This is a genomic window from Pseudomonas sp. GW460-LB5 (genome assembly GCF_059423245.1).
Genome location: NZ_JBWKXT010000092.1, coordinates 1 through 15117 on the forward strand (window position 1 = coordinate 1; position 15117 = coordinate 15117).

General features: G+C 52.0%; 11 protein-coding genes. 6 read left to right on the plus strand and 5 right to left on the minus strand.

What is annotated here, in order from left to right; all coding sequences use genetic code 11:
- The first annotated feature begins 295 nt into the window (after window positions 1-295).
- A complete protein-coding gene (gmtZ, locus tag AC07XM_RS29615) occupies window positions 296-4597 on the plus strand; it encodes a gamma-mobile-trio integrase GmtZ (protein ID WP_172455967.1) in 4302 nt (1433 codons plus the stop codon).
- 19 nt (window positions 4598-4616) lie between these two features.
- Window positions 4617-5240 carry a gamma-mobile-trio protein GmtX gene (gene gmtX / locus AC07XM_RS29620; protein WP_256215676.1) on the plus strand — a complete coding sequence of 208 codons (624 nt, stop codon included), beginning with the start codon at window positions 4617-4619 and terminating at the stop codon, window positions 5238-5240.
- A 149-nt stretch (window positions 5241-5389) separates the two neighbouring features.
- On the opposite strand, the gene AC07XM_RS29625 is transcribed toward gmtX, so the two are convergent.
- The 5 genes from AC07XM_RS29625 to AC07XM_RS29645 all read right to left on the minus strand — a co-directional run bounded on the left by AC07XM_RS29625 (window position 5390) and on the right by AC07XM_RS29645 (window position 9707).
- Window positions 5390-6337: an HNH endonuclease gene (locus AC07XM_RS29625; protein ID WP_082422826.1), complete on the minus strand. Its 948-nt coding sequence runs from the start codon at window positions 6335-6337 to the stop codon at window positions 5390-5392.
- A gap of 172 nt (window positions 6338-6509) precedes the next feature.
- Entirely contained in the window at window positions 6510-7214 is a 705-nt protein-coding gene (locus tag AC07XM_RS29630) for a hypothetical protein (RefSeq protein WP_146024568.1), read from the minus strand.
- Between the two features lie 190 nt (window positions 7215-7404).
- Window positions 7405-8688, minus strand: coding sequence for an SMODS domain-containing nucleotidyltransferase (locus AC07XM_RS29635; RefSeq protein WP_054901955.1), 1284 nt, complete (start codon window positions 8686-8688; stop codon window positions 7405-7407).
- Window positions 8681-9301, minus strand: a complete 621-nt coding sequence (locus tag AC07XM_RS29640) for an SLATT domain-containing protein (RefSeq protein WP_054901954.1) — start codon at window positions 9299-9301, stop codon at window positions 8681-8683. The genes AC07XM_RS29635 and AC07XM_RS29640 overlap by 8 nt, the downstream gene beginning before the upstream one ends.
- A 127-nt stretch (window positions 9302-9428) precedes the next feature.
- Window positions 9429-9707 carry a DUF3892 domain-containing protein gene (locus AC07XM_RS29645; RefSeq protein ID WP_054901953.1) on the minus strand — a complete coding sequence of 93 codons (279 nt, stop codon included), beginning with the start codon at window positions 9705-9707 and terminating at the stop codon, window positions 9429-9431.
- A gap of 450 nt (window positions 9708-10157) precedes the next feature.
- On the opposite strand from AC07XM_RS29645, the gene AC07XM_RS29650 reads away from it, so the two are divergent.
- From AC07XM_RS29650 to AC07XM_RS29665, 4 genes are all read left to right on the plus strand, one after another.
- The gene (locus tag AC07XM_RS29650) at window positions 10158-12113 is read left to right on the plus strand and encodes an ATP-dependent nuclease (protein ID WP_054901952.1); all 1956 of its coding nucleotides are present in this window, start codon (window positions 10158-10160) and stop codon (window positions 12111-12113) included.
- Window positions 12110-13774 (plus strand): UvrD-helicase domain-containing protein, encoded by a 1665-nt coding sequence (locus tag AC07XM_RS29655; RefSeq protein ID WP_102690209.1) that lies wholly within the window; start codon window positions 12110-12112, stop codon window positions 13772-13774. The genes AC07XM_RS29650 and AC07XM_RS29655 overlap by 4 nt, the downstream gene beginning before the upstream one ends.
- Before the next feature lie 242 nt (window positions 13775-14016).
- A complete protein-coding gene (locus AC07XM_RS29660; protein ID WP_054901950.1) occupies window positions 14017-14274 on the plus strand; it encodes a 3'-5' exonuclease family protein in 258 nt (85 codons plus the stop codon).
- Window positions 14275-14359: 85 nt separating this feature from the next.
- Entirely contained in the window at window positions 14360-15064 is a 705-nt protein-coding gene (locus AC07XM_RS29665) for a hypothetical protein (RefSeq protein ID WP_102690208.1), read from the plus strand.
- The last annotated feature ends 53 nt before the right edge of the window (window positions 15065-15117 follow it).

Consider the following 15117-nt stretch of genomic DNA (forward strand, 5'->3'; position numbering starts at 1 on the left):
AAAATCATTTTTTAATTTTTCAGTCGTTTAGAAAATAATTAAATTCAATATACGGCTAATTCATTAGGCCGGCCTGGTGGCATCAGATCTACTGCTGAGGTCTCAATTCTAAAATTTGACAAGCGGTAGTTGGCCGGCCAGCTCTACGCATTTGAAGGCTTAGGGCCAGTCGTAAGTACTGCCTGCTAACTTTTGCGCTCTTGCAATGTGGTTTCAAAGATGGTTGCATCTATCCGGTGTTGACTTTCACTTGAGAAGTCAAATCAATTTATGGTTAATTCGTCGGGGTCTTTACGTGAATATTGAAGCAGGGCAAATCGAATTTTTGGGGTTCTATACTGACTATGAAGAGTGCCGTGCGGTGGTCTATCGCATGGGTATCTTGACAGCTAAGCAATATGAGTCTCGTCGTCATGCAGATCCGAGACTTCCCCCCGATCCATCTCTCATTTACAAAGAGTTCAAAGGTTGGAAATCTTTTTGCGAACAAAAGGAAAGATACAACACATTTGAAGAGTGTAAGGTGGCCGCTCGTGCCCTGAATATCACTACACAACGCGAATATTTGAGAAGACGGCGTGAAGACCCGAAACTTCCACAAAACCCTGAGCAGATCTTCAGCGAAGAGTTCCTGGGGTGGGAGGAGTTCCTGGGTATCGGTGGAGTGCCCTATGAAACATATGAAGAGGCATCAGCCGCTGCGGTGCGCCTTGGATGCACGAATAAAGCGTACTATCGCCAACGACGCAAGGAAGACCCTCGCCTAGTGGCAAGTCCAATGGCGCATTACTCCCAACATTGGAAGGGCTGGGATCACTTTCTCAAGCGTGGGGCTTATGCCGAAGTGAGGGTGCATGTCTCTGCTTTAGACGCAGTGACCGAATTCAATGACGTCCGTGCACCGATTGGAAAAGCTACCCGAACGCCAGTCCCACGGCTCAGACCAGGTCTGGTGGCAATCGAATTCATGAGTCTGAATGATGCAAAGAGGCTCATGAAAGAAAGAGGCGTAGTGCTGCAAAGAGAATATCGAGAGCTACTTGCTGAGTTCCCTAATCTCCCGCCTGACCCAATGACCCATTACGGCGATGCCTTTGTGAACTGGGACGTCTTCTTGGGTCGGCCAGAGATATATAAGACTTTCGAGGAATGCCAGAAAGCAGCGCAAGCGCTGGGGATTGTAGGTTGGCGAGATTATATGTTACGCCGGCACGAAGACCCACGGCTACCATCGGAGCCCCAGCAGTTTCCTGAATTTCTCACGTGGGAACATTTTTTGGGAAAGGCCGATATTCCCTATCCCACATATGAAGAGGCTTCGACGGCAGCTCGGAATTTGGGGATCACGAGTCGTGATATTTATACGCGCCGTCGAAAGGAAGATCCACGCTTGGTCGCTAGCCCGCAACGCCAATATCCCAATGAATGGAAAGGTTGGGGAGAGTTCTTGCAGGCGACTGTGAAGCGTAAACCAAAATCAGCTGCGCTTTTCGCACAATATTACGCAACCTATGAAGAGTTCGTTGTAGCGGCTAGGAAGCATGATTTTCGTAATCAAGCAGATTACAAAAAGCGATGCGTAATTGATCCTAAACTACCTAAAAACCCGGTATGCGTTTATGCAGATAAGTGGGTTGGTTGGGGGCTGGCATTAAAGGGGGAGGAGGGTTTCAAACCGCTTGATTGGAAGGTATGTAAAAAAATTGCGCTGGCATATAGGTTCACTGGCCCTACAGATTATGCAGAACGCTACAAGGTTGACCCTCGTCTGCCGGCCGATCCCGTCAAAAAATACCCTGGGTTTCCCGGATGGAAGGTATTTCTTTTGCCTGAAGAAATCGTCAGCCTAGATGATCTCAAGCATGCAGTGAAGGTGTTGAAGCTTAAAAGTCGCGATGAATACATTGAGGCTTGTAAAACTATTTCTATTCTACCAGGGGATCCCGAAGTTGTATTTGCGCTAGCGTGGGTCGATTGGTACGACCTACTGGGGAAAATCACCCCTTACAGCTACGACGAAGTCCAACAAATTTTTCAGGCGAGTGGATGTAAAACTTGGGATGACGTCTCAAAGCGGGTTCGCGAGTTGAATGATCCTCGGATCCCTAACGTTAACCATTTTCCCAAAATTTATAGCCAATGGTCGAACGTTTACGATTTTCTAGGAGGAGAACTCCCCTACACACTTGAGTATGTGACTAAAGCGACGGCTGGCTGGGTTGAGGACGTCAAGCGCTTTATTAAACACAAACAAAAAAAAGGAACTGTTGAATCCTCAATTTGTAGATTCCTTCGTCATTTCGTTGAGCCACATGGTCTGGGTAGCAATGTCATTGAGTTCATGCTGCTGGACAAGATTAATGTCCGTCAGTACGAAGAGTTTCTTTGCAGTATGCAAAGTCCAAATACGGCTCGCTTGGTTTGGAGCTATGTGCATGAATTTTTGGAGGATGCACTGCGCGTTCATTTCACTGAAGAGGACGAGGATACTGGGGATGTTTATCGAGTAGTGGGTGCTGCTAACCCCTTGGCAGCGGCGGAATTTGACGGGTATAAAAGCTCTCCTAGTGAAAGTGTTAAACCAGTACTTGCTTTCCATTTTGTAAATTCGATCCGTGACTGGATTGTACCAGAGGGCGCAAAGACGCTGGGAGATCTCAAGGCACTTCATGGCTTTGACAGTGATTATCATAAAGTGCCTGCGTCTGTAATCGACTTTGATGACCCTAATTGCGTGTGGCGCAAAACTGGCAATGATTATTACCTCTGGTATCCGGGGCATTGGATAGCGCTACTTGCTCTTGTTTCCGTGCCAGCCCGTGGTCGGCAGATCATGTACAACGACTCTGGGGAGGCGGATGAGTATATCGCTGAGCTTGTCGATGGGAAGTTGGTTTGGACGCTCAATACGAGACCCATGGCTACTCCAGGTGTCCAGCAGGCGTTTGTCACAAACACGGACGGTGGATGGGGAATGCATTTCACATCCAATAAGACCGATGCAAACGGTGAAGGGTATAGCGTCCCCTGGATTCCGGAGCAGTTGGCCTACTGGCTGGTTGTCTTAAGGCGTTGGCAGGAAAAGTACAACCCAGTAACGGCCCCTACAAAATGGACTGAGTGTCAGAGCCGATGCAATTTTTCGCATGCAGATTTGGCGAAAAAGGGACAGAACGTATTCCTATTCAGGGCTCTTAACGAAAATCAGCCACCCTTGTTCAACGATCATATGAAGAAGCGGCTCTGGGCCGCGCTTTATCACATTCAGCCTGACGATCTGGAGCTTGCTCAATACCGAGGGAATCCTGAGAATCCTCAGGAGCGTATTGTTCTGGGTCGATACAGTTCGAAATTTACGCCGCATAGCATGCGAGTGAGCCTGATCACCGCCTACATCATGGATGGTGGGATGGATCCAACGGTGTTGATGAAGGTTGTAGGCCACGCCTCGATAGTGATGACAATCTACTATGCGAAGCTCACGACTGCTCATGTCCGACACATTATGACGGAGGTTGAAAAGCGTGCCCAACTGAACGAGGCTCGTGATCTTCAAATCATGATCGAGCAACGTGAAGTGGAGAAGCTTCGTCCTTTGCTGGTTTCTAGTACCGCTGAAGCATTGGATATGTTGCTGTCGGAACGGGCTGGCACGCAGCTTGTGCGGGACTATGGAATTTGCCCCTATGCTGGTTCCCGCTGCCATGACGGCGGTGCAGCCCATAAAGGTAAATACTGGCTGCCTGTCGCAAGTGGTCATCTGGGTGAGCAGAATTGCCCACGCTGCAGGCATCTCGTCACTGGCCCAGTATTCCTCGGCGGGATGACAGCCTTGTGGAACGAACTGTCGTTGAACGTTCGGCTTCAATACGATCAGTATGCCGATTTGGAGCGCAGGATTGCGAAATACCGACAGCGGTTGGATGAGATTCGGTATGAGCGTTTTGATCAGATTGGGGTCAAGGACTTTGATGATACTGAGAAGAACCGCATAGGTGTGGCGATGCGTAAGCTTGCCTCCGAAGTCGAGACCGTCGCAAAAAAAATGGACATGTACCTGTGCGACATGCAGGCACTGACGAAGCTTATCGAAAAATCTCGTATCGTGCTGAACAGCCAAGCTGAGGCGGAAGGAGCCTCCGAGGGTCAGGGCCTCCAACTCATCGTCAGTGATAAAAGCGAGGTGCAGGTTGGGTTTGAGGAAACATCCTTGTTCCAACAGCTCCATGAGGTTTGTGTCAATGCCACTATTTACGATTCAGTATCGGCGGTCATGGCCACGCCTCGCCGCTCACAGATGATCGACCGCATGACCTTGAGCAACGGTATTCGACCAGTGATGTTTGAGCTCAGCGAGGATGAGCAACTGAAGCTAGGTAACCAGATCGTCGAGTTTTTCAAGCGCCGCTTGAGCAGCTCCGAACGTATAGATCAACTCATCAACGGTGACATCAAGCTGGAAGATCTGCATGGCTTGGAGGAGATCACCCACAGAGAGTACGCGGACTTGCTTTCATCTGAGCCATTGCTGGGATTGTCATACGCTGGGCCGACGGCTGTTCCAAGTGGGGCTTTCGATGTTGAAGTCCTGGTATGATCACAGGCATGCTTGACGAGTGGAAGAACTGTGGATTGAGATGATGTCACCCGAAGAAATGCTCGCACACTTGTGCAACAAATCGCCGAAGCAAAAGGACTACCTGCAGGCTGTATATGCGGTCTGCAAGGAGCACGCCGAATCGGGTAGCACTGACTTTTCTGTGGCCACGATCGCGCGCATTGGCGCCGAGCGTGGCGTTCCAAAAGCCCAGAGCATCAGGAATAAGACCGGCGAAAACTACCGCGCTTTGATTTCAACCTTCGCCACTTCCGATGAAGCGCGCAAGCGACCTCCCAGGCCGCGTAGATCCGACGCCTGGGCCGATGAGATCGAAGACGTCAAGCAGCGCCTGCTGACTCAGCAAGTCCTTGCGGAGCTTGCTCAAGCTCAGCGCACCATCAAAGAGTTTATCCCACCTGGTATGGTGATTCGTGTCGACGACCGAAAGCACACAGGTGCGCCGGAGTTCAAGCTGACGCCGTTTGAACGTGAGGCCCTGGAGCACTTGCTTTCGGATGAGTTTCTGCAGCGATGGCGGCTGCAGCGGGGCAAGCGCGGGGATGTCTTGGACGGTAAAGGTACCCCGTTGTTCATGCCAGGCACTCTCCAGGCGTTGGAGAAGGCTCTCAAGCATCTCTAGGCGATCGCCGATGCTCGGCCCTCATGTTCACCTAGGGTCGAGCTGTATCGTGGGGCTGAGAGCTTTCCGCTGCACCTACAGGTGTCCTCCATCGGTGGAGGAGGGATGATGTATTTGGCATCACCAGCTCTTCGATAAATCTTGTGTCCTCAAGCCTCATCATGCATCTGCAGGCTGTCTAAGGCCTGCAGGTCGCAGACCCCTTTGAGCTCAGTAAAATCAATGTAGATATCTTGTTCACCTTCAGCATACGAAGCGATGCGGTACTCTGGGAAGATGAATAGCATTCCATACGTGAGGATGGTGAAGAGGGAGAAGTTTTCTTCGGTCGGTTTTGTGCCCAAATTCAGCGAAAACTCTTCGTATCTACCCGTAGCGGCAAGACGGTTGCGAATGAAGTCTGCCAGTGTGGGTAACCGCTGCAGATCTCCCAGGAGGTACTCCAGAGTTACAGGGCGGAAGGGCGAAAGTGTGTAGTTAAGCACCCGGGTTTCGCGGGCCCCATGGGCGGCCCCGGGATGGTAGGTGTCGATTGCATACCGGATGCTTATGACCCGCTCATCACGTCGCACTATCTCATAGCTGCCCTTGAGACTTGCAGGCCAATTGCGGAGGTGTTCGGGGAGGCTCCCGGGATCTTTTTCCCATTCGGCTTGGCCAGACTGGAACTCTGCCAAAAGCTCAAGACCCCAGGCCTCAATGTTTCGAGACACAATGCGTTCAAGTGGATTTGGGAAATCCGGAAAATCGAACTGAAAACGGAAGCCTGGCGAAGATCGATTTATCTCTTTCAAGCGTCGTTTGATTTCAACGGCTTCTGCTTGAAAGGTGCCGTTATCATGACGCCCGAATTCCTTGGCCAGGTTTTCCTTGTAAATAAGCAGCGACTTCCGGTCGATGTCACCTTGGTGTGCCCGGCGGTGGCAGATAGGGCAGAGTGCGATCAGGTTGGAATATTCGTGCTTCTGGCAATCAGCCCAAGGAACAATGTGGTGGACGTCGAGCTCGGTTTGATTGCACCGAGGAATGGCGCAGCGGTGGCCAGCCTCCACCAGCACGGCTCGTCGGATGTCAGCAGGAATGTCTGGTCGGCTCAATGAATGATCTCCAAGCCTTGATACTTAACTGGTTAAGATTATGGGTGGCAGACGACAGGTTTGCGAGGTCAGAAGAGTGAGAGCGCGGCCCGCGGTGTGAAGGCCGGCCTGTTCTTTAGCCCACTTCCAGCTCCGAATAGGGAGGTAAGACAGGGTGTTTCCTTGTGGTGTGCTAATTTGATCGCTCATCTCCATACATCTCTGAAACTTTTTCAAGATTAGAGACGTAGATCTGTGATTTCAACCATAGTCCTGCCTTCACCATCGGATCATTCGATTCTTTGTATCCTTGAAATATATTATCAAAACCCCTTACCACCAAGTATACTCCAGCGGTTAATAAAACAACATATAAGTCAAAGTTCATGGAGCTAAACCAATTTTCTGCTCCGAAAGAGCGGTATGAGGCAATGCTTACCCCAGCCACTATTTCCGACAAACCGTAGGAGACGCGCCAAAATGTTCGGACTGCGAAAAATATCACTCCAACAATAAATGTTAATAGTCCGACAAGTAAAGAGGATTTATAGGTTTGGGCGATATGGCTGGACGCATACTCCCAGAGCTCAGTCAATGAAAAAATGCTACCCAAAATAATGCTAAAAAGTACTGTGCCAAATAAGATTGTTCCAGCTGCGGCCCGCACCCCCGATAGCAACCTTCGTCCCATGCTAAGTTTGGAGCCGGCAGCGATTGAGAGAAAAAATGAAAATATAGAAAAAATGAGTGATATAGTCAGCGGGAGTTTGAAGAACTGCCATCCGCGGACAGTGACAGCATAACCAAGGCACATGACTATCACTAAACTAAAAGCAACCCCCAAAGGCCCTTCTATTTTTAAGGCCCAATCCTTGCCTTTAGAAGTTATCAGGCTCACATCTCCCCCCATGAACAATTTCCCCTACAAATTATTGATTTATGTCAAGTGTAAGTTGGATTCGCCATGCGCACCTCTCGCACGCTACCACCCAGACTGCAAAGTTTGATGCCTCAGGATTTATTGTCAATCTGTAGATTAGGGTAAAAATTTGGCAGGTTTGTGTGGGACTCTACACCCCCTGCAGCAGTCAGATCGGGACGACGATCCGGCTTCGAGCCACGCATACGTTCTCTTTGACGGCATAGCACTCCACGTAGTGGTCGCCCTGGAAGGTAGAGTGTTCAGTGATCTGTCGGTAACCGCTGTCGATGCGAATCTGGCCGCGGATCATGTCGCGCTCAATAGCCTGAGGCCCGACGTTCTTCACCTTCCAGTAAATTTTGTATGGTGGTGGAACATCGATCTCGGAGACCCAGAACGTCAATTCACGCTGCCTGGGAATACGATACGCGATGACGCGTGACATGAGGTTGCGCAGCCGGTCGCCCTCATTTTTGACCGAGCAATCGATGCGCAGGGTGTACTGGATGTCGAGACTGAATTTTTGACCGATGAACTGCTCGGCGTTTTTGACGCGGTTCTCTGCGATTGCCTGTTTCTTTTCCTGCTCGACATATTCTGGGAAGTGCTCGCCGAACACAGTGCTCCACCGCTCATGGGCAACCTCGGCATCATCCAGCGCCTCCTGTAAGCGTCTCAGGGCCTTCTTGGCCTTGGGATGAAAGTTGCCTGATTTGGTGACGATGGAGCCACTGCCGGGTGCACGCCATTGCTCCTTCTCTTCATCGATATCAACCAGGTAGGCGAAGAAGTCACGGGTCATTTCGCTGTAGGCGGCATAGGACTTGGTGTCGTAGTCCGTCGTCTCCTTGAGGAACTGGTAGCAAAGGGTATCGATCAGCATTCCCTTCAATGGCACACCATGGTCGTTTTTCCAAGCTCGCACCATTTTGCATAGACGCTTGAGATTATGATTTTTGTCCTGGTTCAGCGCGTTGATCTCATCGATTTCAGCGACTGGGTTACAGGTTTTCCAGCTGCCTCCGTCATTGGCATCGGGGTAGGTATAGCTGCCATCTTCATGCTCGAATGCCGGAAGCACCTCGACCACGTAGTCCGAGAAATTTATCGATACTACCTGCTGCTGGGCCCTCACCTCATGGTTCGGGAAGCGTTCTTTCAGAGCCAGGCGAATCTCACCGAGCAGTGACGATTGCTTGTTGTTCTCGTAGCGCTGAAAACGGTCGTACACCGACCACGGGAGCACGAAGGCCATGTCCAGATCGCTCACGCCATGGACTGCGGTATGTCGACCGTACGATCCGACCTGGCGGCAGTGAAGTGTCTCTGAGGTGCTGTCGTAGTATTTTTCGTTGAGCTTCTCGGTAATCTGCCGGTAGCTTTTGGAGATCTCGTCGGCATTTTTGACCGCCAGGTTTCTACGAAACTGCTCGAAAAGCTCTTTACTCATGGGTGCAGGCTTCCTTCAGCGAGAGGAGAAGTTCCGGATGCGTGGCAAGCCATGACCCGCCGGCAAGAGCGATCAGAACCACTACGATCAGGGCGTATACGGAAAACGGGATCTTGTCCCTGAAAAACCTAAATTCACGGTGCTCAGCGATCCAATCGATCTGGTGATCCCAAAAGAATTTTTTGTGTGCCAGCCAGCCCGAGAACAGGATGTGTTTCCTCAGGCAGGCCGCCCCGAAATCAGCGGTGATTCGATCCAGTTCGGCTTGATCGGTGGCGGTGAATTGCTGGCTAGATTTACATCGCGCAGACATTACTCTCAGCTGATCAAGCAACTGCGTCAGCTTGTTTCCCGCTTGGAAATATTGCTCTTTGGTGTCCGCGTAGTAGGTGATGTAAAGGCTGCAAATGCCGATCACCGTAATGAGCGCTGAGACATGTTTTGCCGCCAAGAAATCGATGTAGAGCGCTAGTACGCCGATTACCAAGGAGATCAGACCGATCCGCCCAGGGGCATTCTCCACAATGTCGTAGGTGGAGAAGTGAAGCTTGGCGGAGTAACCGACGTCGTAGGCCTTTTCGGCGATCAACTTCAGCGCAACCTGCTGATCCATGTAGCGTACCTGCAGTAAGTCTCATGAGATCGCCTGACTGCCGCAGATGAGCGGTAGGCCGGCGTGTCTGGCTTCTGAGCAGGCGAGAGAGCGGCGTCACCTCCTCGCCTTGAAAGCCGCGGAAGAATCAGATCTGTGGCAAGTTTCTGAGGTTGTCTTTAGCGGTGCGGTTGGGGTTAGCCCTCAGGTAGATGCTTTCATAGACTTCAACATCCGCACCGGTATGCCAGTCCTTGCCGTCGTGATAGCGCGATTTGAATGACACCCCGGTTTGGATGAGTTGAGCAACGAATTTGCGCGGCACTATGAAGTTTTCCTTAGAGACCGATTTTCGAACTCGAACGTATTCGATGTGCTCTTCGGTTTCGTCAAGCTTAATACCATTGATGAAATAAACGTCTGCCATGGGGGGCTCCGATGTAGGGGTGGGTTATCCAGATCTCGGGGCGCAAGTTGCCAATTCAAGGCATGTTTTGGATTTATTTTTTTGGCAAAAAGTTGACGTGAGTTAAGTCAATAAAATGTCATTTATGACATTCGTTTGAATGTGCAGGTTTGTCTTCATGAATCTAGTTGGGGGCTTTTTCTCCAGGAACGGGGACTGGCCTCGCCAGGTGGCACGGCGGAGGCTATCAGGCGCTCAGTCGGAGGGGTAAGTTGGCGATCTGAATTTGTTCGCTGAGCTGCCCTGGCTGCCAATGATTGGTGAGTGTGATGTGAGAAATTTTCTGAGCCACTATTTGGCTACCACGTAACGATGGGCTGGGCTAGGATTGGCCAGCTGCAGCGTTATTCAATCAGAGCGTGCCTGAGTGCGTGGGCCGCCGGTCATGGTTAGCCAGAAGGGATTCGAGCGTTGATACTCAAGCAGATGCGCGTGTGTGGTTTTCAATCGTTTGGTGCGAAACCGGTCACTGTCGATTTCAGAAAACTGACGTTCCTGATTGGCCCCAACGGTTCCGGTAAAACAGCAACGCTGCAGGCGCTCTGCCGACTGTTCTCGATTGATCCTAATCAGCGACGCCTGCGCAAGTCTGACTTCTTCGTTGCGCATGACGAAGAACATAGGCCGGATGAGCGCACGCTGTGGATCGAGGCGGATTTCTACTTCCCAGAGATCGCCGACGAGACCCAGGAACACCCGACCATCCCGTGCAACTTTGGGCATATGCGGTTGGATAACATCAACGGTGTGCCCCGTGTGCGTTACCGCCTGGATGCCTCGCTCGGGCTCGACGATGAGATCGAGCAGAGCCTGCGCTACGTGTCGGAAGTCGACGAAGACGGCAATCCAGTTGCTACGTCCCCGGTACCGCGCGATGAACGTAATCAGATCCAGGTGCACTACTTGCCCGCGCGACGTGATCCGGCTGAACACATCACCTACGGGACAAATGCGCTTCTTGGTCGCTTACTCCGGGCCGTGAACTGGGCGGAGCAGCGCGAAAAGATCAGCCAGCTGTCCGCCGATATCTCCGAGAGCCTCAGCACCAACCCATCAGTGATCAACCTCGGTGATGGGATCGCCAATGCCTGGGGCAGGCTACACAAAGGTAAGTTTTTTAAAGACCCAAGCCTGACGTTCGTCACTCATGAAATCGAGGCATTGCTTAGGCATCTCTCGGTATCCTTTACCCCCGGCCACGGCGAGCAGCAAGTCGATTTCTCTCGTCTGAGCGATGGGCAAAAATCGATGCTCTATCTGACCTTGGTGCTCACCTCCCAGGCCATCGGAAGGGCAGTGCTTAAAGGCGATGATGACTCATTCGACATGGATAAGCTCAAGCCTGCCGTGTTCACCCTCATCGCTCTGGAAGAGCCCGAGAACAGCCTGTCCCCACATTATCTGGGCCGGATCGTATCGTCACTGAAGGATCTGGTGCTCGGTAGAGGAAATTCAGACGCTCAGGCAATGATCGCGACGCATGCTCCATCCATGTTGCGACGCGTCGAACCTGAGCAGATCCGTTACCTCAGACTTGATGAGTCACGCTGCACGGTCGTGACCAGGATCAAGATGCCACCGGACAAGCATGGCGAAGCCTACAAATTTGTCAGAGAAGCCGTTCAGGCGTTTCCTGAAATCTATTTCTCAAGGTTAGTGGTGCTAGGAGAGGGTGATAGCGAGGAGATTGTGTTGCCTCGTTTACTCGCTGCAGAGGGACTTATGGTGGATGAGGCCGCGGTGTGCATTGCACCGCTAGGTGGCCGCCACGTGAACCACTTCTGGCGTCTCCTGAGCGAGCTGAAGATTCCTTACGTGACATTGCTGGATCTCGATGTGGCGCGGCATGGCGGAGGGTGGGGGAGGATCAAATATGTGGCAACACAGCTCAATCTCCATCAGCCCAGTCGGAGCTACATCTCCGCGGAAAAGCTGGATGAAATTCCTGCATGGAACAGCAAGGACTACAAGATTCTCAAGGTTGAGAAGAGCCGTGAATACCCGTCATACATCGCAGGGCTGGAACCTTATGACGTGTTCTTCTCAAGTCCTATGGACTTGGATTTCGCCATGCTCTGCGCTTTTCCAGCAGCGTTCGGTATCGAGGCCAAGCACCTTGTGACACCGAAGGTAGGCCAACTCAGGTCTGTCTTGGGCGACAGCTTCTACGATGAGAAGCAGTACAGCGTTTCTGAGCGACAGTACTTCGCTGCCTACCACAAGCTCTTCAAGGTAGATAGCAAGCCTAAATCGCACATTGAGGCGCTCTCAAGGCTCACGGATGAAGACCTGCGGCAAGGCATGCCGTCATCTCTCAAACGGCTCGTCAAGCATGTGATCAAAATGGCTGGGGAGCTCCACGAATGATCAGGGTCGAGGAGTGGACGCCATCGGACGGAATCGTGCTTGAGCCTAATGCAGATACCGCAGCAAGGGAGCAGATACGCTGTGTAGCGTTGACGGCAGGCCCAGGCTCAGGGAAGTCCGAACTTCTCGCTCAGCGGGCCGACTTCCTGCTCACAACCGGTGTATGCCGTTACCCAAAGCGTATCTTGGCAATCGCCTTCAAAGTTGATGCCAGCAATAACCTGAAGGAACGTGTTTGGCGTCGGTGCGGCGCCGTTTATGCGGGTCGCTTCGACAGCTATACCTTCCATGGTTTGGCCAAGAGAATTGTCGAGCGGTTCCGACCTGTGTTGACAGGCACCGATGCGCTGAACCCGAGCTTCAAGGTTGTTGCCAAGGGCAAGGCTCATCCCGTGCAGACCGAGTTCAAAGAACTCATCCCACTCGCCATCAAGATTCTTGACGCCTATCCGCCGGCGATCAACGCGATACGCCAAACGTACAGCGATGTCTTCCTGGACGAATTCCAGGACTGCACGGATGAACAATACAAGCTCGTGACTAGGCTCTTCGTAGGGTCTGGTCGCCGCGTGACTGCGGTAGGGGATGTGAAGCAGAAGATCATGGGATGGGCGGGTGCCTTGGATGGTGTGTTCGCTAGGTTCGTCGAAGACTTCGATGCGCGACACCTCAATATCTACCGCAACTTCCGGTCACTGCCTCACCTGCTTAGGCTTCAGAACGACATCATCAAAGTGCTCGATCCTGCATCGGAAATGCCTGGGAGTTTGCTCACTGGCCAAGGGGGTGAGATTCATTTGCTGCGCTATGCCGATTGCGAAGATGAGGCCCGTGACCTCGCCGAGCGAATTTCGCATTGGGTCAACGTTGAGGGAATCGCACCCGCAAAGATCGCGATACTTACGCGTGCTCAGCCCGAGGCCTACTGCGTGCGTTTGACTTCCGAGCTGGAGAGCTGGGGTATCAGCTATCGGAACGAAAACAAGGCACAGGACATCTCCACTGAGCCTATTGCCCAGGTCATCGTGGATTACCTGCTTTGTATCTATGGCCTGCGAGAGCCCAAGGCTTGGACGCGTCTAACTCGCCGGATCATTCCTTCGGAGGACGACGCCGACGGTAAGCTCAAGAGCAATTGGAGTCGTTATGTCAAAGAGGCGCGCAAGTCGGCCGCGGCTGATATGGTTGGCAAGACGTATGCTCAGCGGTGGGAGCTCCTGGAAGAGTTTCTGACGATGGTGGGGCAGACGTTACTGGCCGGCCTGTCTCATGATTACCAGTCCCGAGGGCATCTACGCGAGCTCATCGAGAGCGTCAAAACCTACATTGACGAAGCCATGGTCAGAGAACCCGACCTTCTTCAAGCGCTGGCTCAGCTCTCAAATGACCAGTCGATACGAATACTCACCGTGCACAAGAGCAAAGGCTTGGAGTTCGACACAGTCGTATTGCTTGGCGTAGAAAGTCAGGCCTACTTCGGTGACCTCCATGAGAGCCGATGCACATTTTTTGTCGGCGTATCACGTGCAGAGCGACGACTTGTGGTGACAACGGCGGAGCATCGGGACAATCTCGGGCAGGTCAACCACTGGAAGGTATCCCGCACAGCCCAAGCTGAATTCCTAGGGTACGTGAGTCCTTGGATCACCCATTCTAACTGATCATGGAAAACGATCGGCAAACCGCGCAGCGCCATCCCAACCTACGCAGGTGTTGGTTGATCGTTGCCGTGAAACGGCTAGCTGCCTGAAAATTCCGCCTGAGAAAGATCCGGGGCTTTCAATTCCTACAAGCGCTTCTCAAGGTCTATGCCTCAACCCCCACATCCGGGCAGTGCTGGCACCTATGACGAGGTTCGGCAATCGCTGGAGGACTACCTCGCGCCGTTCAAAGGTGAGGCCTAATGTGGTGCTCCTGGGGTGATTACGATGCCAAGCAATTAGCCATGGATGCCGACCGGAAGATCTGCGAACCCATGCTTGCCGGCCTGGCACACACGAACGCCAAAAAGTGGCACTGGAAAGTGCTGAACTGCCGTGCAATGGCCCTCCGGCCTGCAGTTGAAGACTGGGGCATCGAGTGGTCAGGCCAGTATCACAGAGGTATCGATGCCGCTCGAAACTTGGGCGTGCTGGTAGGTGAGATCCTGCGAGCTGGCTGATCCGGCTGGGCTGGCAGTATCATGTCAGTTTGAGTGCAAATGGGCCCTGCGGGGCCCTTTTCTTTGGGTGAAGGAAGAAACGGCAATGCTGGATTGGTGGGACAAATATCGGGACAAGGCATTGCTGGTCGCATTCGGGGTGGCTTTTGTACTGCTTGTGTTGGTGAAGGTGAAGCTGGACGTCCCGGCTTTTATGAAAGGGCCGGGCTGGAAAACCTGGATCGATTTTTTCCAATCAGATGCCTTCGAAGATATAGCTGGCGATACCCTTACTGGCTTGATAAGCGGCTATATTTTTTATGTCTTGGTACAGTGGATGCCAAGGGTCAACGCTGAGCGAAAAGCCAAAAAACTGTTGAATTCGCTGGTTTCCGGACACGTTGAAAGCTTCCAAAAAGCAGAGATTTTCGGTCATTCACGATCTCTGGCAGAATTTGATGAGCTAAAAATTGGTGATATTGAGGGCAACCTCCAAACGCTCCAAGGGGAGACTGAGGTGTCTAGCTTGCTGGCGATTTCCTACATGAGCAAGTGGAGCCATCAAATGATGTCGGATTCGCTGCAGGTAGCTCTGATGCTAGGAATTCCACAAGCACAGCTTTGGATGGAGCTGACTTCCAGGGTGGCTAAGATCAAGTACCTGTCCGAGGAGGCTGATAAGGGTGGGGTTCTTGGGCGACAGCGCCAAGCAGTGGACACGATAGGCGCCGTAGTAATCGGGAAAGAGGCTTGTGAGGCGGATCAGAAATGGCACGAGGAAATAAAGTCTGAATCGCCCCTGGTTTTCTAGACACTCTCCAAGCTCAGGAAATAGCGTTTCTCATACTCTACTGGAGACAGCTG